The organism is Campylobacter sp. CNRCH_2013_0671h (assembly GCF_025773055.1).
In the GTDB taxonomy this organism is placed as follows: Bacteria; Campylobacterota; Campylobacteria; order Campylobacterales; family Campylobacteraceae; genus Campylobacter_D; species Campylobacter_D lari_D.
Map to the genome: position 1 here is coordinate 105,526 of NZ_JAKMTG010000001.1, position 22,920 is coordinate 128,445.

The following is a 22,920-nucleotide window of genomic DNA, read 5'->3' on the forward strand; positions in this document are numbered from 1 at the left end:
TTATAATGAATATTGAAGAAATTATTAAAGAAATTAAAAGAGGAATAGCAGAAATTATTGATGAGGAAAGATTGATTTCTTTGGTAAAAAATTATTATGAAAAAGGTGAAAACTTTTTTGTAAAAGCTGGTTTTGATCCTACGGCCGCTGATTTGCATTTGGGTCATACTGTAGTTTTAAGCAAGATGGCTTTACTTCAAAAGCATGGAGCTATAGTACAATTTTTAATAGGTGATTTTACTGCTCAAATAGGCGATCCAACAGGAAAAAGTGTAACAAGAAAAAAACTTGATAAAGAAGAAGTGCTTAAAAATGCTAAAACTTATGAAGAGCAAGTTTTTAAGATTTTAGATCCAAGTAAAACTCAAATTCATTTTAATTCTAAATGGCTAAATGAGCTTGGTGCTGCTGGTATAGTAGAACTTACTTCGACTTTTAGTGTTGCTAGAATGCTTGAAAGAGATGATTTTACTAAGCGTTTTAAAGAGCAAAGTCCTATATCAATTTGTGAGTTTTTATATCCACTTTTACAAGGTTATGATAGCGTTGCATTAAAAAGTGATATAGAAATGGGTGGAACGGATCAAAAATTTAATCTTTTAATGGGTAGACAGCTTCAAAGAGTATATAATTGTCAAAAAGAACAAGCGGTGATGATGATGCCATTGCTTGAAGGTCTTGATGGTGTAAATAAAATGAGTAAAAGCTTAGGAAATTATATCGGTGTGACTGAAAATGCCAAAGATATGTATGCTAAGGTTTTGAGTATAAGTGATGAGTTGATGTTTAGATATTATGAGCTTTTAAGTGAAAAAAGCTTAAATGAAATTTCACAAATAAAAGATGATATTAAAAATGGCTCATTGCATCCTAAAAAAGCTAAAGAAAATTTAGCTTTAGAAATTACTGCGCGTTTTCACTCAAGCGAATGTGCTTTAAAAGCTAAGGAGGAATTTGACAAAGTTCATAGTGCAAAAGAGCTTCCTAGTGATATGTCAAGCTTTACTTTAGAAGGTAGTATTTGGCTTGCAAAAGCTATAGTGGAATGTAAAATGGAAAGCTCTACTTCAGCTGCTAGAAGATTGATTAGTTCTAATGCAGTAAGTATTAATGGAGAAAAAGTTCAAAATGAACAATACCAACTAGAAAGTGGAGAATATATTATACAAGTTGGAAAAAGAAAATTTGCAAAATTAAAGGTAATATAATGAGTTTTAAAGCTTTAAAAATTGGAAAGCATGAGATAAAATATCCTATTTTTCAAGGTGGAATGGGGCTTGGTATAAGTTGGGATAAGCTTGCTTCTGCAGTTTCTTTAAATGGTGGTTTAGGGATTATTTCTTCAGTGGGAACTGGGTATTATGAAAATAGAACACATATAGATAAAGAACTTAATGCAAAACCTTATGGTAGTGATAATTTTTACTCAAAAGCAGGCTTAAAAGCTTTGATAGATAATGCTAGAAAGGTTTGCAAAGACGCACCTTTGGGCTGTAATATTTTATATGCAAGTAATAATTATGCGCAAATTGCTCGTAATGCTTGTGAGGTTGGTTTTAATGTGATAGTTTCAGGAGCAGGACTTCCTACAAATTTACCTGAATTTACACAAGATTATCCTAATGTTGCTTTGGTACCTATTGTATCATCAGCTAAGGCTTTAAAAATTATTTGTAAAAGATGGCAAGGTAGATACAATCGCTTACCTGATGCAGTTATAGTTGAAGGACCAAAAAGCGGCGGACATCAGGGTTTTACTTATGAGCAATGTTTAATGGATGAATATCAATTAGAAAATGTGGTGCCACAAGTTGCGCAAGAAATTAAAAATTGGGGTGATATACCACTGATTGCTGCAGGTGGAATTTGGGATAAGCAAGATATAGAAAAGATGATGTCTTTAGGAGCAAGTGGCGTTCAAATGGGAACTCGTTTTATAGGAACTTTTGAGTGTGATGCGAGTGATGATTTTAAACAAGTATTACTTGATTGTAAAAAAGAAGATATTGAGCTTTTAAAATCCCCGGTTGGTTATCCTGCAAGAGGAGTAAGAACTAATCTTTTAAATTTAGTAGATAAAAGAATGGGGCCAAAAATTTCTTGTGTGAGCAACTGCGTTGCACCATGTGGTAGAGGCAAGGAAGCTACTAAAGTAGGTTATTGTATAGCGGATAGATTATACGATGCTTGGAGTGGCAAAAAAGAAACAGGTTTATTTTTTACAGGAGCTAATGGATATAGATTAGATAAACTTATTAGTGTAGAAGAACTAGTGAAAAAATTAGTTTATGGTGAAGATGCTTAGAATATTTTTTATTTTTTTATTATTTTATATTGGTGTTTTTGCTAATGTAGAGGTTAAAAAATTTGATCAAAACTTTTTAACCTCTAATGCAGAAGAAAAATTGCAATTACATCAACAACTAAAATCTTTATATATACAAAGCGTAATTAATGATAATAATGAAGAAAAAAATGAGATTTTAAAAAGATTAATCATTAGTTCAAATTTTTTAGGTTTTGATGATAAGGCTTATGTGCAAGAGCTTAAAGAAAGCGGAGTAAATGAAGAAGAAATTTCGCGTTTAAAAAATGCTTTAAAAGTTATACAAGATCAAAAAATAAAAAAAGAGCTAGTAAAAAACGAAACTAATACTACGGCTTTTACTAATAAAAAAGAAGATAAAAAAGAAGATAAAAAAGAAGATAAAAAAGAAGATAAAAAAGAAGATAAAAAAGAAGATAAAAAAGAAGATAAAAAAGAAGATAAAAAAGAAGATAAAAAAGAAGATAAAAAAACTTCGGCACAAAAAGAGCTTTTTATTCTTGATGTTAAAAAATTAGATAATGGTATTTTGCTTGATTTGAGTGAAAAAATTAGCCAAAAAGATATAAAAAATTTTACTTTAAAAGGTGATAATTTTCGTTATGTTGCAGATTTTGATGGAATTTTAAAAGGGCCAAAGAGAAATTTTGAATTTAAAGATTTTGATATTATTGTATCACAATTTAATCCAACTAGCATGCGTTTAGTTTTGAGTTCTAAAAAAGAGTTAAAAGTAAAAATAGAGCTTAAAGATCAAAGTCTTTTTATGGGACTTGAAAAAATAGAAAAAAAAGAAGAACCTAAACCTATAGTTAAAAAACAAAGCGAGATTAAAAAAACAGAAGTTAAAAAAGAAGTTGTTAGAAATGAACCTTTATATATTTTAAAATCAAGTAAAGATAAAAGTGGTGTTAATTTAAAATTAAATAATGATATTGATATTGAAGATATTAAAATCAACTCTTTTAAAGATGGTAAAATGTATCGCTCTATTGTGAGTTTTGAAGCCATTCTAGAAGGCGATAGAAAAAAAATTGATATTAATAAAAATCAATCTATCACAATAGTGCAGTTTAATAAAACTACAGTAAGAATTGTTTTAAATTCTACTAGTGATTTTAAGACTAGTCTTGATTTGGATGATGATGAGCTATTTGTAGGATTTGAGAAAAAGATTAAAAAAACGCCAGTAAAAAATACTTCAAAAGCAGCAAAAGCTACTATCAAAAAATCAGGCAAAATTATAGTAATTGACCCAGGTCATGGAGGTAAGGATCCAGGAACTTTAGGAGATAAGGGTGTTAGAGAAAAGGATGTAGTTTTAAGTGTGGCTTTAAAACTTGGAAATGAGCTAAAAAAAAGAGGATATAAAATTTATTACACAAGAAGTACTGATAAATTTATAAACCTTAGAGATAGAACTTCCATGGCTAATGAGAAAATGGCAGATTTGTTTATTTCTATCCATGCAAATGCAGCACCAAATAAACAAAGAGCTAAGACTTTACAAGGAATTGAAACTTTCTTTTTATCTCCTGCAAGAAGCGAAAGAAGTAAAAAAGCTGCTGAAGCAGAAAATCAATCAGATTTTGAAGAAATGAATTATTTTTCCAAGCAAACATTTTTAAATTTTTTAAATCGTGAAAAAATAGTTGCTTCAAATAAATTAGCTATCGATGTGCAGAAAAAAATTTTGAGCAATGTAAGAAAAAAATATAAAGTTGTTGATGGCGGGGTTAGAGAGGCTCCGTTTTGGGTTTTAGTAGGAGCACAAATGCCAGCGATTTTGATTGAAACAGGTTATATTAGCCATCCTAGTGAAAGAAATAGATTGACAAATAAAAATTTCCAAGAATTATTAGCCATTGGTATTGCCAATGGAATTGAAAGTTATTTTTATAAGAATCAATGAAAAAAGCAAATATTATTATAAAAAATAATGCGCCTTTTTCTTTGGATTTTGATGATTATTATTTTAATTCTAGTGATGGTTTAAGTGAAAGCAAATTTATATATACAAATGCTTTTGACTTTGAAAACAAACAAACTATTGTAGCAGAACTTGGTTTTGGTGTAGGCTTAAATTTCTTTCTTACATTAAAGCGTTTTTTAAAAGAAAAAAAACATAATCAAAGACTTTTTTATCTTAGCTTTGAAAATTTTTATATAGAAAAAGATAAATTAAGAGAAATTTATAAAAAACTTGGTTTTTATGAGGAATTTAAAGAAGTTTTAGAGCAATTTTTAAATTTTTATCCTCCATGTAAGGATGGAGTTTATAGGTTTTATTTTCAAGATTGTTTTTTAGATTTGGTGTTTGGTGATGCTAAAGAAAATCTACAAAATTTAGACTTTAAGGCAAATATTTGGTATTTAGATGGTTTTTCACCTTCTAAAAATCAAGATATGTTTGATGATAATATTATAAACGATGTTGCTAAAAATTCAAAAATAAATGCTAAGGTTTTAACTTTTTCTTCTGCTAGTGTTTTAAAAAAGGCTTTAATTAACAACAATTTTCAAGTACAAAAGATAAAAGGTTTTAGAAAAAGAGAAATGATACAAGCCATTTTTAATGGTTTAGAATTTGAAGATAAATTTGCATATTTTAATACCCCATCTTTAAAAAAAGAGATTCAAAAAATAGCTATTATCGGAGCAGGTATAGCCGGAGCAAGCATGGCTTATGAGATTTCTTTAAGAAATGTTCAAGTAGATGTTTTTGAAAAAGAAAATTCATTAGGAAAAGGCGCTTCTGGAAATATCAATGGAATTTTAAGCTCTTTGATTTTAAAACCCGATGTTTTATTGGGTGAGTTTTCACAATATGCTTTTTTAGAAGCAAGTAGATTTTATAGACAAATTTTAAATTTAACTCCACAAGGGGTTTATGAATTTGCTCATAATGAGCTTATGCAAGAGCGTTTTGATAGTCAAAAAGATAATGTTTTATTTGAAATTATTAACAATCAAGCCTTTTTAAAAGATGGATTTTGTATAAAACCTCAAGAGCTTGTGAAGACACTTTTGCAAAAAAGCAAGGCTAGGGTATTTTTTGAGTATGAATTTAAAGATTATTCTTATAAAAATGAAAAGTTTTCTTTAAATTTTAATAATCAAAAAATTTTAAAAGATTATGATGTGTTAATCTATGCTCAAGGTGCTGATGCTAAGAAATTTTTAGAGTATAAATATATGAAATTAAGTAGTGTAAGAGGTCAATGTACTCATTTAAAACCATTTTTAAAAAACCCGCATGCCTTATCTTCTAAAGGATATATTTGTCCTATTAATGAGGAGCTTAATTTACAACTTATTGGCGCAAGTTATGATAGGCTTAATCAAGATACAACGCTTTTAAAAAATGATGATTTGCAAAATATTGAAAATGTAAAAGAGTTTTTGCACGATGAAAATTTAGAGATAATGGGCGGTAAAGTAGGATTTAGATCATATTCTAGTGATAGATTTGCCATAGCAGGTCAAGCCTATGATGAAAATTTTTATATGCAAAATTATAAAGCACTTTTATGGCATAAAAATAAAAATCAAGTCATACCAAATGATTTTATTCCTTTGTATTTTTCTATTGCTCATGGATCTAGAGCTTTTGCTAGTGCTATTGTTTGTGCTAGAGTGATGAGCTCATTGATTTTTGATGAGCCAAGAATAAAAAAAGAATTTTTATATGCCTTACATCCTGCAAGATTCTTAATTAGAAAGCTTAAAAAAGGACTTATTTAATCCTTGATTTATTAATTTTATATATTGATATATTAAAATTAATATTTTAAGGAGGGTATATGAAAAGAAAAATTTTGCCAAATAATAATCAAAAATTTTTCAATGACGGACAAATGATTATTTCCAAAACAGATACTACAGGAAAAATCATATATTGCAATAGAATCTTTATTTCTCTTTCGGGCTATAGTGAGGAAGAATTATTGGGAAAACCTCATAACATAGTGCGTCATCCGGATATGCCAAAAGTTGTTTTTGAATTACTTTGGGAAAGACTTAAGAGTAAAAAAGAGATTATAGCTTATGTTAAGAATCTATCAAAAGATGGATCATTTTATTGGGTTTTGGCTTTTGTTAGTCCTTCGTTTGATTCCAAAGGAGAAGTTGTTGGGTATTATTCTATGCGTTTAAAACCCAAAAAAGAAGCAGTTGAAAAAATAGAAAAATTATACAAAGAGCTTTTGATTGAAGAGCAAAAAGGTGGAAAAGGTGCATCAAGGAAGAAACTTGATGATTATTTAAATACAAAAGGGATGAGTTATGAAGAATTGGTTTTATCAATATAATATCAATCAATCTGTAAATTATTTTGCTTTATTTTTATTTTGTTTGATGGCAATCTTGGAAATAGTAGAAAATAATATTTTTGGTTTTATTTTTTGTGTGATTGGAACTTTAGTGGTGTTATTTGGACTTGCTAGTGCTTATTATAGAAATAAAGAAGTTTTAAGGATTACTCAAGTTTTAAATGAGCTTACAAAAGGAAATTTGGAAGCAAGAATTACTCATATAGCTGTTCCAAAATCTGGAGTAGGAAAATTAAGTTGGGTTGTGAATGATTTAGCCGATCAAATGGAGGCTTTTAATAGAGAAATTCTTAATGCTATTTTAGCTGTAAAAGAACAAAGATTTTATAGAAAAGCAAGATTAGAAGGCTTAATGGGTACTTTCGCATATAATGCTAAAATTATTAATGAAGCTACTTTAGAAATAGAAAAAACTCAAAATTTATCCATAAGAAGTATTGTCGTTGAAAATGTTTCTAAGGATATGTCAGATTCTTTGCAAAAAGAATTAGCTTTGATTAATGTGAAATTAAATGATAATGCAAGCACTATGCATGATATATATGAGCAAGCAAATGATATTTCTACTCATTCTTCAAAAAGTGCCAAAAATGCAGAATTAATTTCAGTCGATTTGCAAAATTTAGGTGAAAATATCACTCAAATTCATACTTTAATGGATACTTTTTCACAGCAAATTAATAATGTTTCTTCTTTTATATCTATTATAGAAGATATTACAGAGCAAACCAATCTTTTAGCATTAAATGCAGCTATTGAGGCAGCTCGTGCAGGAGAGCATGGTAGAGGTTTTGCGGTAGTTGCAGACGAGGTAAGACATTTAGCTGAAAAAACTCAAGAGGCCGCCAAAGAAATTTCTGTGATGATTAAAGTATCAATAGAGCAAATGAGTAATATTAAAAACATAACTAATGAAGCTTATAAAGTTGCTAAAAAATCTAACTCAAGTTTAGAAGAATTCCAAGAGGTGTTTACCGGTGTTGATGAAAAAGCTAAAATTTTATTAGATGAGATTTCTAAGACAAGTGTTGATACTAATAAAATATTGCTTTATTTAGAGTGTTGTTTAAAAACATATTTAGCTTGCTCTTGTGTGATTAATTCCAAAATAGAAGATATAGAAGATAAAAATTTAGCCAAATTTGATTCTACAAGTAATATTTATGTTTTAAATCAAAATTTAAATTCTTATATAGAAAAATTATTTGATTGTATAAGAAACAATCAAATAGTCAAAGAGGAAAGAAAAATTTATGCACATATTAAGCAAATTCAAGATATAAATGAAAAAATGATAAGCGAAATAGAGCATAAAAAACATATTTAATAAGAGGTTAAATGAAAAAATACATTTTTTTAAGTTGTATATGTTTAAATGCGCTTGCTTCTAATTTAGAAGAAAGCTTAAGTGAGGGTGATGTTAATATAACTAAAGAACAAAAAACAAATGCAATTTCTAAACAAGTATTTTTTCAAAAACCGCAGGAGTATCAAGCTCAAAATGTCGATTTTGGTACTTTTGCTAGTAATTCTTTAGCACAGGTTTTAAATTTAAGCTCAAAGGACAAAACAGAAGCTAGTTTAGATTATAACGCTTTAAATGTAAATATTAAAAATATCAACTCAATTTTAGATTATGATAATGCTACTTTACTTTTAGAAAAACAAGCAAGAATAGGGCAGTTAGAGCAAGCTTATTCTTTGGGAATTATTAATCGTTATGAATTTGATGAAATCAATTTTGGTTTTAATTATTTCAATGATCAATATAAACAAGCTTATGCAAAAAATAGTTTTGGCGCTGAATTGCAATTTAGTCAATATTTTAAAGCATATGCTAATCATTATGATATAAAAGAAAATAATAGTGATGATAGTACAGAGTTTGGGGTTATATTTGATTTACCTTATTTAAATGTTTTAAATGTAAATTCTAACATGAAAGAAACACAAAATCAGTATAACATTACTTATTCTCCAATTTCTATTTTGGATTTATCGCTTAATTATCAAGATGAAAAAACAAGTGCAAAAGATCAAACAGCAATGTGGGTTAAGTTTAGACTAAATTATGAGCAAAGTTTAAGTAAGCAATTTTATAATAGCTTTTATCGTAAAAATAGTATAGCCGAGTTTAATCGCTATGATTTTGCTACTAGGACTTATTAATTGCTCATAAAACGAGTAATGTCGTTGTAAGTTACAAATACCATTAAGCTTAAAAGTAAAGCCATGCCAAAATAACTAAGATATTCAAAACATACTTTTGGTACTTCTTTTTTAAAAATTAATTCATAAAGATTAAAAAGTATATGTCCTCCATCTAGTGCTGGTATCGGAAGTAAATTTAATACTCCAAGATTGATGGAAATTAAAGCTGTGATTAAAAATAAAACTACTATACTAGTATTTGCTGCTTTGGAGGTTATATCCACCATAGTGATGATTCCACCCATATTTTTAGCATCTAATTCCCCGCTGATGATTTTAGCAAGACCTTTAAAAATAAGCAAAGAAGCTTCTATGCTTTCTTCATAAGCATATTTTAAACTGCTAATTCCTGAGTGATAAATAGTAACAAACTCACCCTTAGGTGCTATACCAATAAGAGGTTTTTGAACTTTTTGATAAAACTCATTATAGCCTTGGTCAATTTGCGGTGTTAAAGTGATATTGATAAATTTATTATCGCGTTCTATGTCAAGCAGGGTTGGTTTTGCGTGAACAAGTTTGCCAATTTCTTCAAAACTTTGAATTTTAACTCCATCTATAGCTAGGATTTTATCTCCAATTTGTAAATTTGCTTTTTGTGCAGCTGAGTTTGGCGCTATATCTCCAACAACAGGTGCAAGTTTTTGAACCCCTAAAAAACCTATGGCTATATAAAGTAAAAATGCTAGAAAAAAGTTAAAAAATGGTCCCGCAAAAAGTATATAAATTCTAGCTAAAGGATTTAAAGTGTTATAGCTATTTGGCTCATAATTTTTTTCACTAGGATTTAAATCATCTTGTCCTTTAAGTTTAACATAACCGCCAAATGGTAGGGCAGATAAGCGATATTCTGTATTTTTGTAAGTTTTTTTAAAAATAGCTTTTCCAAAACCTATGCTAAAAATTTCTACATCAACCCTCATATGTTTTGCAGCTAAAAAATGTCCTAATTCGTGAAAAAAAATTAAAAAAGATATCACTAAAAGTGTTATTAAAAAACTAAAAGAATAAAATTTAAAGCCAATAGCTAAGATAATAAATAAAAATAAATATGATTTCAATTTATACCTTTTTTAAATGTTTTACATAAGCTAGTATGTATTCAAAAGCTGAATAAAGTGTAAGCACTAAAGCAATAAATAACAATGTATTGGCAAAAGGCCATTGCATGATTAAAAATATAATAGCTATCATTTGAAAAGTTGTTTTTATTTTACCTGCAAAAGAAGCACTTACATCAATTTTTTCACTTACCATAACCACTCTAAAGCCGGTGATGAAAAATTCTCTTACTAAGATAATGTAAACCATCCATGGATCAGCTTTTTGTGTAAGTAATAACCCTAAAAATGCAGCTAGAATAAGCATTTTATCTGCTAAAGGATCTATAATAGCTCCAAGTTTAGTAGTTTGATTCCAAGTTCTTGCAATATAGCCATCGAAAAAATCAGTTAAAGCAGCTATGCTAAAAATAACACAAGCAAAATAATTTACCCAACTAGGATGGATATTTTCAAAATCATTAATAAGTAAAAAAAACAAAAGTGGAGCTAATAATATCCTTATAAAAGCTAAGATATTGGGTAAATTCATACTTTTAAAATCCTTTATAAAGCACCCTTAAGGTAATATTACTTAAAGGTGGTACCACCATCTACGATCAAAGTATGGCCTGTGATCCAATTTGCCTTATCAGAGCATAAAAATAAACATGCGCCAGCTAGATCTTGTGGCTGTCCAATGCGGTTTAGCGGACTAAGATTGATAGTTGCATTTTTTACCTCTTCATAATTTGTAAATGCTTTAAGCGCGTCAGTATCAATTGGTCCACCGCTAACTACATTTACACGGATATTTTTAGAACCAAGCTCGGTTGCAGCATATCTTGCCATAGCTTCAACCGCTGCTTTAGCTGTACCATGACCAGCATAATTTTCAATATGAACTAAATTTCCTGTTGAAGAAATAGATAATATACTACCCCCATCAACTTTTTCCATTCTTTTTGCCGCTTCTTGCGCTCCAACAACAAAAGCATTTACAGTTGCTGTGAAAATATTATTAATACCTTTTGGCTTTAATTTCATAAATTTAGTATATCCACCTACAACAGCACGACCTGAAATGATAGCATTAGAGATGAAAAAATCTATTCTATCAAAATCTTGATCAATTTTTTCAAACAACTCTTTATATGTTTCTGGTTCAAGTATGTTAAATTCATAAGCTTTTGCTTTGATTTTATAATTATTTTCTAAATCTTTCACAATTTCTTGAGCTAAATCTGCATTAGAATTATAAGTAAAAGCTACATTAGCTCCTGCTTTTGCAAACTCATATACAATAGCTTTACCAATCCCTCTTGTTCCACCGCTAATTACTAAAGTTTTATTTTGAAAAAAAGTATCCATTAAAATCCTTTTATATTATAGTTTTTCATAATCGCTTCTATTTTTGTTAAATTGCAATCACTAGGTTTGCAAAGTGGCAAACGATATTCTAAAGTAGGGGTTAAACCTGCTATATACATTGCCGCTTTAATAGGTATAGGATTGCTTTCACAAAATAAAATTTTATTAATATTATATAACTCATCATTGATTTTTTTAGCTTCAATGTATTTTTCTTTTAAAGCTAGATGAGTTAATTTTGAAATCATATCAGGAAGTAAATTTGAAGTAACTGAAATCACACCCTTACCGCCATTTGAAAGTATAGGATAATTAATCGCATCTTCCCCGCTTAAAAGTATCATTCTAGGTTCATGCGCTAGCAAATCAACGCACTTATCAATGCTTCCACTAGCTTCTTTTACTCCGTAAATATTTTCACAATCTCTAAATAATCTTATAATAGTTTCTGTTTGAAGCTCACACCCTGTTCTTCCTGGGACATTATATAAAAGTACAGGTATATCTATACTTTTTGCTATTTCTTTATAATGAAGATATAAACCTTCTTGTGTGGGTTTGTTATAATATGGAGTAACGCTTAAAATTCCATCAGCTCCATGCTCTTGTGCAAACTTAGCCAAACTTACAGCTTCATGTGTGGCATTGCTTCCTGCTCCTGCTAAAACCTTACAAGAACTTCCTTTGCATGCATCTAGTGCTATTTCTATACAAATTCTATGTTCTTCATGGGTTAAGGTGGCACTTTCTCCGGTTGTTCCAACAGGCACTACTACATCAATTCCATTTGCGATTTGTCTTTTGATGAGTTTATGGTAAGTTTGCTCATCTAATTTTCCATTTTTAAACGGAGTTATTAAAGCTGTCATTGCTCCTATGATGATGTTATTGTCCATTTTCACCCCTTTTTAAGATTATTGTTGTAGATTTGTCTTCATTGAAGTATTTTCTAGCACAATGAATTAAATCATCTTTGCTTAGATTTTCTATATTTTTTTTATAATCAAGCAAAGGTTTTAAATCACCCTTTGCAAGATAAGATCCATAAATATTTGCAACGCTACTTGCATTGCTTAGTGAAAAAATAAAATCACTTTTTACGGTATTTTTGATTTTTTCCATGATAGCATCATCAAATTTGGCATTTTTTACATCTTCAAGAATTTTCAAAAGCTCTTTTTCAACATCTTCTGCTTTTATATCTTCATTACAAACACAAATAAATATAAATAAATTCTCATCTATATTTTCACTTGCATAGGCATAAAATTCATTGATTAGTTCTAATTTATCAATTAAAATTTCACTTATTAAAGAACTTTTTCCATTTCCTAAAAGCTCACTCAATGCGCAAAGTTTTGGCATATCTTCATGATTAAATGCAGGAATTTTGTATGCAAGTGCTAGTAGTTGTGTATCGCTTTCTTTGTGCAAGATCACGCGTTTAGCACCATCTTGTTCAGGTTCTTTTTCATGAACTATAGGGATTTCTTTGGTGTTTTTTATATCTTGAAAATGTTTTTTAGCAAGATTGAAAACTTCATCTTCATTAATATCGCCACTCACAAGCAAAATAGCATTTTTGGGTTGATAAAAAGTTTGATGAAAATCTTGTATATCTCCTATTTTCCAATTTTGTATATCTTTAAAAAAGCCTATTGGAGTCCAATGATATGGATGATGTAAAAAGGCATGATTGTATAATCTAAAATATAAATATCCTAAAGGATTATTATCAGTTCTCCAACGCCTTTCTTCTAAAACTACATTTCTTTCAGGCTGAAACTCATCATCTTTTAAATTTAAATTACGCATTAATTCAGCAAAAAGCCACAAAGATTTGTCTAAATTTTCACTAGAGCATTTTATAAAATAATGCGTATAGTCAAAACCAGTACTTGCATTATCCACTCCACCAAAACCCTTGACTATCTCATCAAATTCGCCTGCTTTTAAATTTTTTGTACTTTTAAAATTTAAATGTTCAAGCATGTGAGCTATGCCGCTTTTTCCCATTTTTTCATTTCTTGAGCCAACTTTATAAAAAATATCTACACTTATAACCCCGCTTTTTTTATTTACAGGTAAAGTGTAAATTTCAAGTTCATTTTCAAGGGTGATTTTTTTATAATTAATCATTTAAAATTAACTCCTATAGCTTGACTAATATGATTAAAACCATCTTGTTTTAAAAGTTCAATTAATCCTTGATTGATATTTTTAACAATGCTTGGTCCTTTGAAAATCATAGCTGTATAAATTTGAACCAAACTAGCTCCATTTTTAATGCGTTCATAAGCAAGTTCAGCACTATCTATACCACCGCTTGCTATTAAAATAGTATCTTGATAAATTTCTTTAGCTACTTCTTTAAAAAATGTCGCACTTTTTTGAGTGATTAATCTACCACTAATTCCACCAAAGGTTCTTGTATTATCAATTAAAGAATAATCTATACTAGTATTTGCCATGATAATACCATCAGCTTTTGCACTAATAGCACTTTTGCAAAGTGAAATTGCACTATCTATACTCATATCTGGAGCAATTTTTAAAATCACAGGTTTTTTTGTGATTTCTTTTGCTTGATTAAATAAGGTGCTTACAAATTCCTCACTTTGTAAATCTCTTAAATTTTTGGTATTTGGAGAGGATATATTAATCACAAACAAATCGCACAAATCTTTAAATTCTTTTAATAAAATAATATAATCATTAATAGCTTCTTCATTTGGAGTGATTTTATTTTTGCCTATATTTGCTACTAAAGGTATGCTAAAAGGATAGACTTTTTTTACTTCTTTTGCGATAGCATCTTTACCTTTATTATTAAAACCCATAGCATTTTGAATACTTTCTTGTTCAACAAGTCTAAAAAGTCTAGGTTTTTCGTTGCCATTTTGAGGTTTTGGGGTGAAAGTTCCATATTCTAAAAAGCCAAAACCTAAAGCACTTAGCGGTCTTATCATAGTTGCATTTTTATCAAAGCCACCTGCTAAGCCCACAGGATTGTAAAAATTTAAATTAAAAATTTCTTGATTTAAAATTTCATCATTTATTATACAATCTTTTGCAAAAAAACTAAGCCCTCCAGGAAATATACAATCTAGCGTTCGCATACTAAATTCAGCTAAAGCATGGGCATTTTCTGGATCTAATTTATATATTAAAGGTTTTAAACTTTCATAAGTCATATTTTTCCTTTTTTACAAAATAGCATATTTTACTAAAAAAATGATAATTCTTAGTTTTCATTTTCTTTAACTTTATCAGTTTTTTGTACTTTTTGTTTTAATTTTTGATAAATTTCACAATGTTGCATTAAATAAGCATCATTTCCTATAGAAGCTATTTTTCCTTTATCAAGCACAGCAATTTTGTCAGCATTTTCTATAGTGCTAAGTCTATGAGCGATGATGAGTATTAAGCGATCTTTTTTTAAGCTTTCTATAGTTCTTACTATGGCTTTTTCACTTTCATTATCAAGTGCTGAAGTTGCTTCATCAAAAATTAAAATTTGAGGATTTTTATATAAAGCCCTTGCTATGGCAATGCGTTGTTTTTGTCCGCCGGAGAGATTTTTTCCATGTTCTTTTAATTCAGTATGTATACCACCAAGTTCTTGGACAAAATCATAAGCATTAGCTTGTTTTAAAACTTCTATCACGCGTGTTTTGTTATATTCTTTAGCATAAGCAATATTTTGAGCTATAGTGTCATTAAATATATAAATATTTTGAGTTACCAAAGAAATATTTTCTCTTAAACTAATAATATCAAAAGAGCTAATGTCTTTTTGATTGATTAAAATCTCACCACTATCTTTTTCAAAAAAATACATCAAAAGATTGATAATAGAAGATTTTCCTCCACCACTTGATCCAACTAAGGCTAGAATTTCTCCTTTATCAAAAGAAAAATTTACATCTTTTAATACCATTTTATCTTTTTGATAGCTTAAAGAGACATTTTTAAAATGAATATTTTGGATGTTTTCTGCAAGTTTTTCATCACCACCTTTAATTTGTGGTTCTAAATCAGTTAGATAAAAAGTTCTCTCACTAGCTGCTACTGCATTTTGCAATCTTGTATAAAGTGAAGAAAGTCTTTTAATAGGAGTATAAGCCATAAATAAAGCTGTAGTAAAGCTAAAAAAAGAACCTATGCTTAAACTTCCATCAATTACTTCTTTACCACCTATTATAATTACTATTGCAAAGCCAATTGAACCCATAGATTCCATTAAAGGGCTACTTAAAGCTTCAATTCTAATGCCTTTTAAGGAAAGTTTGCAAACTTCGCTATTAGTTTGGCTGAATTTTTGCATTTCATTTTTACCTGCATTAGAAGCTTTAATAAGTTCTATATTAGAAAAGATTTCACTTAATCTTGAAGTAAGATCAGAATTTTTTTCTTGAGTATTGCGTCCTATTTTTTTGATCTTTTTAGCAAAAATAGCAAGAGGGTAAATTGCTAAAGGTAAAATAACTAAAGCAAAAAAAGCAAGTTTTGGACTTTGATAAATTACCACACTTAAAAGTCCAATCGCGGTTAAACTTTCTCTTAAAATTTCAGGTATTATAGTAGAAACTATATTTTGTAAAGCTCCAATATCAGAAGTACATCTGCTGATTAATTCTCCACTTCTGTATTTATGAAAAAAGCTCATATCTAAGCGCAAAAGATTGCCAAGAACTAATTCTCTTAATCTTCTTAAAATATCTGTCCCAACATAAGATATATAATAAACTTGCATATAAGCACCAAGATTTTTTAAAGCATAAATTAAAACAACAAGCAAAGGCATATAATAAAGCAAATCAACATTTTTTTCTATAAAAATTTTATTTAAAATAGGCTCTATGATGTATGCACTAGCTGCCGTTCCACCACTAGTTAAAAGCATGCCAATAATAGCTAAAACAAAATAAAACCAATAATCTTTATAATAAGGCTTAAAGCGAGTAAAAACCTCTTTAAGCTTCATTTCTTTGTAATTTTTATCCATTTTTCTCCCATACCACACCATTTGGTGTATCCATTAAAAGAATATTCTCTTTAGCTAAATCATCACGAATTTGATCTGCTAAGGCATAGTTTTTTTCTTGCTTTGCCTTGTTGCGTAGAGCGATTTTTTCTTCTATTTCCTGACATTTTTCTTCACTAATGCCAAATTGAAAATATTTTATAGTATCCATAAAACCTATACCAAAAATAAAAGCGAGTTCTTTTAAGGTTTTTTCTAATTGTATTTTATAAGCTTTGTCTTTTAGGTTTTGATCTAAGTAAATATTACTTTCATTGATAAACTCATCAAGTAAAGCCAAGGCTTTAGAGGCATTTAAATCATCATTTAAAACTTCTAAGATATTTTTAGCTACTTCACTTTCTATGGTAGTTTTTTCATCTATAAAAGCATTTAAATTTAAGCGTTTTTTTAAACGGTAAAATTTATCAAGTCTTTTTTTAGCAGCTTGTAAGTCTTCTAAAGCGTAGTTAAAATGTGCTCTATAATGCACACTTAAAAGATAAAATCTCAAAACCTCTCCACTAAAAAGCTTTAAAGAATCTTTTAGAAAAAAGCTGTTTCCTAAGCTTTTGCTCATTTTTTCACCATTAATTTGCACAAAGCCATTATGCAGCCAAAAATTAGCCAGCTCATGATTGTTTTTACAACGACATTGACAAGCTTCATTTTCATGATGAGGAAAAAGTAAGTCTATGCCTCCTGCATGAATGTCAAGTTTATCTTTAAAAATACTTTCTATCATCACAACACATTCTGTGTGCCAGCCTGGTCTTCCTTTGCCAAAACTTGCAGGATAAAATTTTTCATCAAATTTCCATAAAACAAAATCGCTATCATTTTTTTTAGCCACGCTTTCTTCTAAGCGTGATTGATTATCTTCTAAATTTCTTTTAGAGATATAAAAGTATTTATCATCTTTGCTGGTATCAAAATAAATCCCATCTTCAAGTTTATAAGCTAGGTTTAACTCTAAAAGCTTTTCTATATATATAATCATTTGCTCAATATAAGCTGTGGCCTTTGGCTTAAAGTTAGGTTCTAAGATATTAAGCGCTTGCATATCTTCTTCATATCTTTTAATATAAAAATTTGTAATTTCTTCTAAACTTTTACCACTTTCTTGTATTTTTTTTAAAATTTTATCATCAATATCAGTGTAATTTCTAGCAAAAATCACTTCATAATCACTTGCTAGTAAAACTCTTCTTAAAAAATCAAAACAAACACTACTTCTTGCATGTCCTAAATGTGCATCATCATATACAGTAGGCCCGCATAGATAAATGTTTGCTTTTTTTGCCTCATTTGGGATAAATTCACATTTTTTCTTTAAAACACTATCAAAAAAAACCATTAAAATAAACCTTTAAAAAAATGATAAATTTCAATTAAAAATTGTATTAAAATATCTTTAATTTCAAATAAGCTTAGAGCAAATAAACTTAAAAATACTATACTAATAAGCCAAAATTTAATCCTAAAAATACCCCAAAGATTTTTAAAGCCAAATTCTTTTATATTGGCATATAATAAATAAAAAGCACTAATAGATGAAGCTAATGCAATGCCTAAGCTCTTATAAGCTTCTTCTTTGATAAGTAAAATAATCACTATACTAAAAAATGCTGATATAAAAAGTGTTTTAAAGGCTATTACAGCGGCTATTTTTTGTTTAAATTTAGCATAAAGCCATAAAGAAAAAAGTTTTTGCAAACCAAAAGGTAAAAGTCCTAAAAGATAAGCTTGTAATAAAAATGCAGTGATTTTTGTATCTTCTTGATTAAAATTTCCTCTTTGAAATAAAAACTCTACAATTTCTTTAGCTAAAATAATCCCTACTATGCTAGCTAAAATCAAAAGCACGCTTAAATATTCAAAAGCTTTTTGCATAAAAGCTAAGGCTTTTTGTTCTTCATTTGCTTTTAAATGTCTTAGTATTTTTGGAAAGCTTACTTGACTTAGAGCGATTGCAAAAAGAGCTAAAGGAAGCTGAAAAACTCTGTTAGAATAATACAAATACGAAATACTTCCAGCCATTAAAAAACTAGCTATAGTAGTATCTAATAATGAACTAATTTGATTTGCCGAAGAGCCTAAAAGTCCATGGGTAAAAGTAGAATGAAATTTATCTAAATTGGTCTTTGTTTTTTTAAGTTTTATGCTTAAATACATGCTTTTTAAAATTCTAGTATTTTTTAAAGCAAAAATATGCCATATAAGTTGAGCTAAACCACTTAAGACAGTCGCATATGAAAAATAATACAAGGCCTCTAAAGGCTCATCTTGATTGACAAAAAAACCTGCAATCACAACAAAAAGATTAAAAAATGAAGCAGAAAAAGAAGTGATGAAAAAATTTTGTTTATAATTTAATAAAGAGCCTAAAAAAGTTACCAAAAAAATAAAAAACAAATACCAAAAATTAATAGAAACCAAAGGCGCAGCCAAGATAATTGTTTCTTTATTAAAGCCAAAAGCAAAAATCTTTGTAAAAAATTCAGCAAAAAAACTCACTAAAATACAGGTTAAAAACACTATAATACTAAATTGCAATAAAACATTTATACAAAAAGCACCTTTTTTACTTGCTTTTAAAAAACTTGGTAAAAAAGCTTGTCCAAAGGCCCCTTCTGCAAAAATTCTTCTAAAAAAAGCAGGCATTTTTAAAGCCACAAAGAAAATATCGCTATAAATTCCAGCTCCTAAGTACAAAGCTAAAACAATATCTCTTAAAACGCCCATAATTCTAGAAAATAAAATTCCTAAGGCATTGATGATGAAATTTTTAAAAACAATATTTTTTCTCATTAGTTTTCATTCTTTAAACATTAGTTTGAGTATTATAAAATTTTTAATAGAGCTAATTTTAACTAAATTTTGATTTTATTTTTGCTAAAATCAAAATTTTATATATAATAAGGAAGCTTAAGCTATGGAAGAAAAGAAAATTTTATACACTAAAGACCCTTATAGAGAGCTTTTAATATTTGCTTCTGAAAATAAATGTGAAGTTGATGAACTTGATTTTAGGTTGTTAAGTTTTAGTACTTCTTATACTTATGATAATCAAGAATGGATAAAAGTTAATGAAAAAGAATTGAAAATTTTTGAAGAAGATGAGAAATTTTTAAATCATGAATTAAATATAGAACAAGAATATAAAATAGAAATTTATTTTAAAAAATTTGCACGCATTTCAACTTTTGAAGTTAGTTTACATACTAACGAGCTTTGTACTTTATTAAAAGCCAGCGTTAGAGCTAGTGAAACTATTACTTTTCATGATAAATTAGCACTAGAGCTTTTAGAAGCTATTTATAAAGTGATGATAAAAGAAAAATATTTGCTTGGGCTTAGAATTTTTGATTTTAAAAAGCAAATTATTGATTTTAATGCTAAGGTTAAAGAGAAGCAAAAATTTGATTTTGAAGTTGAATTTGAAGTATGTAAAGGAATTAATCCGCAAGAGCCTACAAATGAAGAAATAAAATATCATTATTTAGAAAATCTAAAAAAGTATAATGATGTGATGAATAGAAACTATGTAGCACCTATAGGAAAAGATGAGGTGGCTATTGAGAGAATCAAGCCAAAAGAGGGTAGCGATGGCAAGGATTTAAGATTTAAAATTTTAAAAGCACTTCCACCAAAAATAAATAAAGAAAAAGTTGTTTGTTCTGATAAATTTGAAGTTAAAGAAGATGATGAGAGTATAAAATATATTGCTAAAAAAGATGGTTTTATTATACAAAGAAAATCCATTTATGAGATAGAAAATTATTTAGAATTTAGTAAAGTTGATTTTAAAAGTACAGGTTCTATTTGGGCGGGTTTTGATAAGCAAGTTATTATTGTGATTAAAAATACAAACACTCTAGAAGATGCAATAGGTCCTAGAATTACTGTTGAGGCTCAGGAATTAGAAGTTACTGGTAATATGGCTCAAGATTCTGTTTTAAGAGGTAAAAAAATAATTCTTAAAGGCAATATGCATCATAAAAGCACTATCATAGGACAAAAGGTTGAGGTTAATATCTTAAGAGGATATTGTGAGGCTGAGGAGGTTTTTGCTGAAACTTTGGAAAATGGCTCTATCAAGGCTAAAAAAGTAAATATTAAAAAGGCTATGGGTGGAGAGATTATTGCTGATGAAATTTACATACAAGAACTCGGCGGAAATTGTTTATGTAGTGCTAAAAGTTTAATCCATGTTGAAAAAATTCAAGGCAGTGGAAATAAATTTATAATTCAAGATCTTAAAGCTTTTGGAGAAGAAAAAAGCGGAGAAGAGATACTAATACATGTTGATGGATTGAAAAAAGAACAAGAAAATTTAGCTAAAGAAATAGAAGAGACTAAACACACAATCAATATAAGTAAAGACTCCATACGAATTTTACAGCAAAAAGTAAAAGAATTAATGAGTGCAAAAAGAGCTATACCGCAAGCTTATAAAGCTACTATTAAAGATTTTAATCAAAAGATTGAAAATCTAAGTATTTTTGCCAATAAAATAGAATCTTTAAAAGAAGAAGAAAAAGCAAATATGGAAAAGCTTAAGAAAATTCAAGAAAAACTTTTAAAATCTAAGATTATTAATAAAAGTGGAAAATGGATGGATTTAAATGAAATTAAATTCATTTTGTTAAATCCTAGAAAAGAATTAAGCTATTATCCTCATGATGAAGAAAAAATTCAATGTTTTGAGCTTCAAAAAATTAATACAGAAAATGAGATGGAACTTTTTGAAATTCGTGCTATTAGTAATTACAAGGAAGAAACTAAATGATAGTGGCAATTGAAGGAATAGTGAGTAAAAAAGAACCTACTTTTGTAGTTTTGAAAACTTCAAGTGGGGTAAGTTATGGTGTTTTTGTTTCGCTTTTTTGCTCAAGTAATTTTGAAAAAGATCAAAAGATTGAGTTTTTAATCACACAAATTATCAAAGAAGACTCTCATAAATTATATGGATTTTTAGATATAAATGAGCAAAAAATGTTTGAATTATTAATCAAAATTAGTGGTATAGGAGCAACTACTGCTATGGCACTTTGCTCAAGCTTAGATACTAATACTTTTTATGCGGCTTTACAAAATGGCGATGAGAATGTATTTAAAAAAGTTCCTGGTATTGGTCCAAAAAGTGCAAAAAGAATTATAGCTGAGTTAAGTGATGCAAAAATCAATATAGAAAATTCTAATCAAGACCAAGCACAAGCTTTGGCAGCTTTACTTTCACTTGGTTTTAAACAAGAAAATATTTTAAAGGTTTTAAGAACTTGTGAGAGTAAAAATACTAGTGAGCTTATTAAAGAGGCTTTGAAAAAATTAGCATAATAAAAGGAAAAATATAATGATATATGGTGTAATTTTTGGTGCAAATTCTTATGAGCATGAAATTAGCATTGTAAGTGCTGTGGTATTAAAAAAAGTACTTAAAGCACAAAAAAAATTTATATTTTGTGATAAAAATAAGGAATTTTTTCTTATAGATGAAGAAAAAATGAATGCAAAAACTTTTAGCAGCGGTGCTTATAAAAAAGAAAAAGCCTTGGTGCTAAAGCAGGGTGGGTTTTTTATAAAAACTATGTTAGGTGAGAAAAAACTTGACATTGATATAGCGATAAATATCATACATGGAAAAGATGGTGAAGATGGCAAAATAGCTGCTTTGTTTGATTTTTATGGTATAAAATACATAGGCCCACGCATAGAAGCTAGTGTTTTATCTTTTAATAAGGTTTTAACTAAACTTTATGCACAAAGCGTAGGGGTGAAAACACTTGATTATAAGGTTTTAAATTTGCATAAAGAGCAAAATGTATCTTTGGATTTTCCTTGTATTTTAAAGCCTGCAAGATTAGGTAGTAGTATAGGTATAAGCATAGTTAAAGATGAAAGCGAGCTTAAGTATGCCAAAGATGTTGCTTTTGAATTTGATGAGGATGTTGTGATAGAACAATTTGTAAGTAATATTAAAGAATATAACTTAGCAGGTTGTATGATAGATGAAAAAATGGAATTTTCTATTATTGAAGAGCCTAGAAAAAATGAAATTTTAGATTTTGAACAAAAATATTTAGGTTTTTCAGAAAGTTCTAAAGTAAGTGAAGCAAAGATTAGTGAAGAATTAAAACAAAAATTAAGGGATAATTTTACTAGAATTTATAATCCTTTATTTAAAGGAGCTTTGATTCGCTGTGATTTTTTTGTGATAGATGATGAGGTTTATTTAAATGAGATCAATCCAAATCCAGGATCTTTAGCAAATTATTTATTTGAAGATTTTACTAATGTAATTAATAGTCTAGCTAAAAATATAGAATTTGAAAAGCAAATTAAGATTGATTATGCTTTTATTCATAGTATTAATGGACAAAAAGGTAAGCTATAACCATGGCTACTTTTAGCAAAGATGAAATTTATACTGCAACTGAAGTGGTAAGAAATTTCAGCACTATGCTTGAAAAAACAAAAAAAAGTGAAAATGGTAGAGTGGTGATTGTAAAAAACAATAAATTTGAAGCTGTACTTTTGAACTTTGAAGAATATGAGCGTTTAAATGAAGCTGTGATGCTTTTAGAAAAGATTTACAAAGATAAAAAAGGCTAG

20 protein-coding genes are annotated in these 22,920 nt (G+C 28.5%); 11 read left to right on the top strand and 9 right to left on the bottom strand.

All coding sequences use genetic code 11. The features are described from left to right. The first annotated feature begins 5 nt into the window (after nucleotides 1-5). From tyrS to L8X97_RS00585, 7 genes are all read left to right on the top strand, one after another. Nucleotides 6-1,208: a tyrosine--tRNA ligase gene (gene tyrS, locus L8X97_RS00555; protein WP_263662384.1), complete on the top strand. Its 1,203-nt coding sequence runs from the start codon at nucleotides 6-8 to the stop codon at nucleotides 1,206-1,208. Further along, nucleotides 1,208-2,305 carry a nitronate monooxygenase gene (locus tag L8X97_RS00560; RefSeq protein WP_263662385.1) on the top strand — a complete coding sequence of 366 codons (1,098 nt, stop codon included), beginning with the start codon at nucleotides 1,208-1,210 and terminating at the stop codon, nucleotides 2,303-2,305. The genes tyrS and L8X97_RS00560 overlap by 1 nt, the downstream gene beginning before the upstream one ends. Next, nucleotides 2,298-4,238: an N-acetylmuramoyl-L-alanine amidase family protein gene (locus L8X97_RS00565; RefSeq protein WP_263662386.1), complete on the top strand. Its 1,941-nt coding sequence runs from the start codon at nucleotides 2,298-2,300 to the stop codon at nucleotides 4,236-4,238. Before L8X97_RS00560 ends, L8X97_RS00565 begins: the two co-directional genes overlap by 8 nt. Further along, nucleotides 4,235-6,070, top strand: coding sequence for a bifunctional tRNA (5-methylaminomethyl-2-thiouridine)(34)-methyltransferase MnmD/FAD-dependent 5-carboxymethylaminomethyl-2-thiouridine(34) oxidoreductase MnmC (mnmC, locus tag L8X97_RS00570; RefSeq protein WP_263662387.1), 1,836 nt, complete (start codon nucleotides 4,235-4,237; stop codon nucleotides 6,068-6,070). The genes L8X97_RS00565 and mnmC overlap by 4 nt, the downstream gene beginning before the upstream one ends. A 59-nt stretch (nucleotides 6,071-6,129) precedes the next feature. Beyond that, nucleotides 6,130-6,636, top strand: coding sequence for a PAS domain-containing protein (locus tag L8X97_RS00575; RefSeq protein WP_220566630.1), 507 nt, complete (start codon nucleotides 6,130-6,132; stop codon nucleotides 6,634-6,636). Nucleotides 6,637-7,186: 550 nt separating this feature from the next. Further along, entirely contained in the window at nucleotides 7,187-7,984 is a 798-nt protein-coding gene (locus L8X97_RS08360; protein ID WP_259443340.1) for a methyl-accepting chemotaxis protein, read from the top strand. Between the two features lie 11 nt (nucleotides 7,985-7,995). Beyond that, nucleotides 7,996-8,826 (top strand): hypothetical protein, encoded by an 831-nt coding sequence (locus L8X97_RS00585; RefSeq protein WP_263662388.1) that lies wholly within the window; start codon nucleotides 7,996-7,998, stop codon nucleotides 8,824-8,826. On the opposite strand, the gene rseP is transcribed toward L8X97_RS00585, so the two are convergent. Genes rseP through murJ form a run of 9 tightly spaced genes read right to left on the bottom strand, consistent with a single transcriptional unit; the run spans nucleotide 8,823 to nucleotide 19,116 of the window. Next, nucleotides 8,823-9,929 (bottom strand): RIP metalloprotease RseP, encoded by a 1,107-nt coding sequence (gene rseP / locus L8X97_RS00590; RefSeq protein ID WP_263660262.1) that lies wholly within the window; start codon nucleotides 9,927-9,929, stop codon nucleotides 8,823-8,825. The two genes, L8X97_RS00585 and rseP, sit on opposite strands and share 4 nt — an antisense overlap. Nucleotide 9,930: 1 nt before the next feature. After that, nucleotides 9,931-10,461, bottom strand: a complete 531-nt coding sequence (pgsA, locus tag L8X97_RS00595; protein WP_263659587.1) for a CDP-diacylglycerol--glycerol-3-phosphate 3-phosphatidyltransferase — start codon at nucleotides 10,459-10,461, stop codon at nucleotides 9,931-9,933. A 38-nt stretch (nucleotides 10,462-10,499) separates the two neighbouring features. Further along, nucleotides 10,500-11,279: an enoyl-ACP reductase gene (locus tag L8X97_RS00600; protein ID WP_263659588.1), complete on the bottom strand. Its 780-nt coding sequence runs from the start codon at nucleotides 11,277-11,279 to the stop codon at nucleotides 10,500-10,502. Beyond that, complete coding sequence (gene dapA, locus L8X97_RS00605; RefSeq protein WP_133319239.1) at nucleotides 11,279-12,175, bottom strand: 4-hydroxy-tetrahydrodipicolinate synthase; 897 nt, start codon at nucleotides 12,173-12,175, stop codon at nucleotides 11,279-11,281. The genes L8X97_RS00600 and dapA overlap by 1 nt, the downstream gene beginning before the upstream one ends. Next, nucleotides 12,165-13,418 carry a M16 family metallopeptidase gene (locus L8X97_RS00610; RefSeq protein ID WP_263662389.1) on the bottom strand — a complete coding sequence of 418 codons (1,254 nt, stop codon included), beginning with the start codon at nucleotides 13,416-13,418 and terminating at the stop codon, nucleotides 12,165-12,167. Before L8X97_RS00610 ends, dapA begins: the two co-directional genes overlap by 11 nt. Continuing rightward, complete coding sequence (locus tag L8X97_RS00615) at nucleotides 13,415-14,473, bottom strand: quinone-dependent dihydroorotate dehydrogenase (protein WP_220566636.1); 1,059 nt, start codon at nucleotides 14,471-14,473, stop codon at nucleotides 13,415-13,417. The genes L8X97_RS00610 and L8X97_RS00615 overlap by 4 nt, the downstream gene beginning before the upstream one ends. Before the next feature lie 50 nt (nucleotides 14,474-14,523). Continuing rightward, nucleotides 14,524-16,287: an ABC transporter ATP-binding protein gene (locus L8X97_RS00620; RefSeq protein WP_263662475.1), complete on the bottom strand. Its 1,764-nt coding sequence runs from the start codon at nucleotides 16,285-16,287 to the stop codon at nucleotides 14,524-14,526. Continuing rightward, a complete protein-coding gene (gene cysS / locus L8X97_RS00625; RefSeq protein ID WP_263659590.1) occupies nucleotides 16,280-17,662 on the bottom strand; it encodes a cysteine--tRNA ligase in 1,383 nt (460 codons plus the stop codon). The genes L8X97_RS00620 and cysS overlap by 8 nt, the downstream gene beginning before the upstream one ends. Beyond that, complete coding sequence (murJ, locus tag L8X97_RS00630) at nucleotides 17,662-19,116, bottom strand: murein biosynthesis integral membrane protein MurJ (RefSeq protein ID WP_263659591.1); 1,455 nt, start codon at nucleotides 19,114-19,116, stop codon at nucleotides 17,662-17,664. Before murJ ends, cysS begins: the two co-directional genes overlap by 1 nt. Nucleotides 19,117-19,240: 124 nt before the next feature. On the opposite strand from murJ, the gene L8X97_RS00635 reads away from it, so the two are divergent. From L8X97_RS00635 to L8X97_RS00650, 4 genes are read left to right on the top strand one after another with little or no spacing between them, the layout of a single operon-like run. Next, nucleotides 19,241-21,097, top strand: coding sequence for a FapA family protein (locus L8X97_RS00635; RefSeq protein ID WP_263659592.1), 1,857 nt, complete (start codon nucleotides 19,241-19,243; stop codon nucleotides 21,095-21,097). Then, the gene (gene ruvA / locus L8X97_RS00640; RefSeq protein WP_263659593.1) at nucleotides 21,094-21,645 is read left to right on the top strand and encodes a Holliday junction branch migration protein RuvA; all 552 of its coding nucleotides are present in this window, start codon (nucleotides 21,094-21,096) and stop codon (nucleotides 21,643-21,645) included. Before L8X97_RS00635 ends, ruvA begins: the two co-directional genes overlap by 4 nt. A gap of 16 nt (nucleotides 21,646-21,661) precedes the next feature. Further along, a complete protein-coding gene (locus tag L8X97_RS00645) occupies nucleotides 21,662-22,702 on the top strand; it encodes a D-alanine--D-alanine ligase (RefSeq protein WP_263659594.1) in 1,041 nt (346 codons plus the stop codon). Nucleotides 22,703-22,704: 2 nt separating this feature from the next. Beyond that, a complete protein-coding gene (locus L8X97_RS00650; protein WP_087699049.1) occupies nucleotides 22,705-22,920 on the top strand; it encodes a type II toxin-antitoxin system Phd/YefM family antitoxin in 216 nt (71 codons plus the stop codon).

What these genes read in the sequence shown, in the direction of transcription:
- L8X97_RS00585 (WP_263662388.1), top strand. Translation starts at nt 7,996, where the DNA reads ATGAAAAAATACATTTTTTTAAGTTGTATATGTTTAAATGCGCTTGCT.
- L8X97_RS00650 (WP_087699049.1), top strand. Translation starts at nt 22,705, where the DNA reads ATGGCTACTTTTAGCAAAGATGAAATTTATACTGCAACTGAAGTGGTA.
- L8X97_RS00565 (WP_263662386.1), top strand. Translation starts at nt 2,298, where the DNA reads ATGCTTAGAATATTTTTTATTTTTTTATTATTTTATATTGGTGTTTTT.
- L8X97_RS00615 (WP_220566636.1), bottom strand. Translation starts at nt 14,473, where the DNA reads ATGACTTATGAAAGTTTAAAACCTTTAATATATAAATTAGATCCAGAA.
- L8X97_RS00560 (WP_263662385.1), top strand. Translation starts at nt 1,208, where the DNA reads ATGAGTTTTAAAGCTTTAAAAATTGGAAAGCATGAGATAAAATATCCT.
- L8X97_RS00610 (WP_263662389.1), bottom strand. Translation starts at nt 13,418, where the DNA reads ATGATTAATTATAAAAAAATCACCCTTGAAAATGAACTTGAAATTTAC.
- tyrS (WP_263662384.1), top strand. Translation starts at nt 6, where the DNA reads ATGAATATTGAAGAAATTATTAAAGAAATTAAAAGAGGAATAGCAGAA.
- ruvA (WP_263659593.1), top strand. Translation starts at nt 21,094, where the DNA reads ATGATAGTGGCAATTGAAGGAATAGTGAGTAAAAAAGAACCTACTTTT.
- L8X97_RS00645 (WP_263659594.1), top strand. Translation starts at nt 21,662, where the DNA reads ATGATATATGGTGTAATTTTTGGTGCAAATTCTTATGAGCATGAAATT.
- L8X97_RS00635 (WP_263659592.1), top strand. Translation starts at nt 19,241, where the DNA reads ATGGAAGAAAAGAAAATTTTATACACTAAAGACCCTTATAGAGAGCTT.
- L8X97_RS00620 (WP_263662475.1), bottom strand. Translation starts at nt 16,287, where the DNA reads ATGGATAAAAATTACAAAGAAATGAAGCTTAAAGAGGTTTTTACTCGC.
- dapA (WP_133319239.1), bottom strand. Translation starts at nt 12,175, where the DNA reads ATGGACAATAACATCATCATAGGAGCAATGACAGCTTTAATAACTCCG.
- cysS (WP_263659590.1), bottom strand. Translation starts at nt 17,662, where the DNA reads ATGGTTTTTTTTGATAGTGTTTTAAAGAAAAAATGTGAATTTATCCCA.
- murJ (WP_263659591.1), bottom strand. Translation starts at nt 19,116, where the DNA reads ATGAGAAAAAATATTGTTTTTAAAAATTTCATCATCAATGCCTTAGGA.
- L8X97_RS00575 (WP_220566630.1), top strand. Translation starts at nt 6,130, where the DNA reads ATGAAAAGAAAAATTTTGCCAAATAATAATCAAAAATTTTTCAATGAC.
- L8X97_RS08360 (WP_259443340.1), top strand. Translation starts at nt 7,187, where the DNA reads ATGCATGATATATATGAGCAAGCAAATGATATTTCTACTCATTCTTCA.
- L8X97_RS00600 (WP_263659588.1), bottom strand. Translation starts at nt 11,279, where the DNA reads ATGGATACTTTTTTTCAAAATAAAACTTTAGTAATTAGCGGTGGAACA.
- pgsA (WP_263659587.1), bottom strand. Translation starts at nt 10,461, where the DNA reads ATGAATTTACCCAATATCTTAGCTTTTATAAGGATATTATTAGCTCCA.
- mnmC (WP_263662387.1), top strand. Translation starts at nt 4,235, where the DNA reads ATGAAAAAAGCAAATATTATTATAAAAAATAATGCGCCTTTTTCTTTG.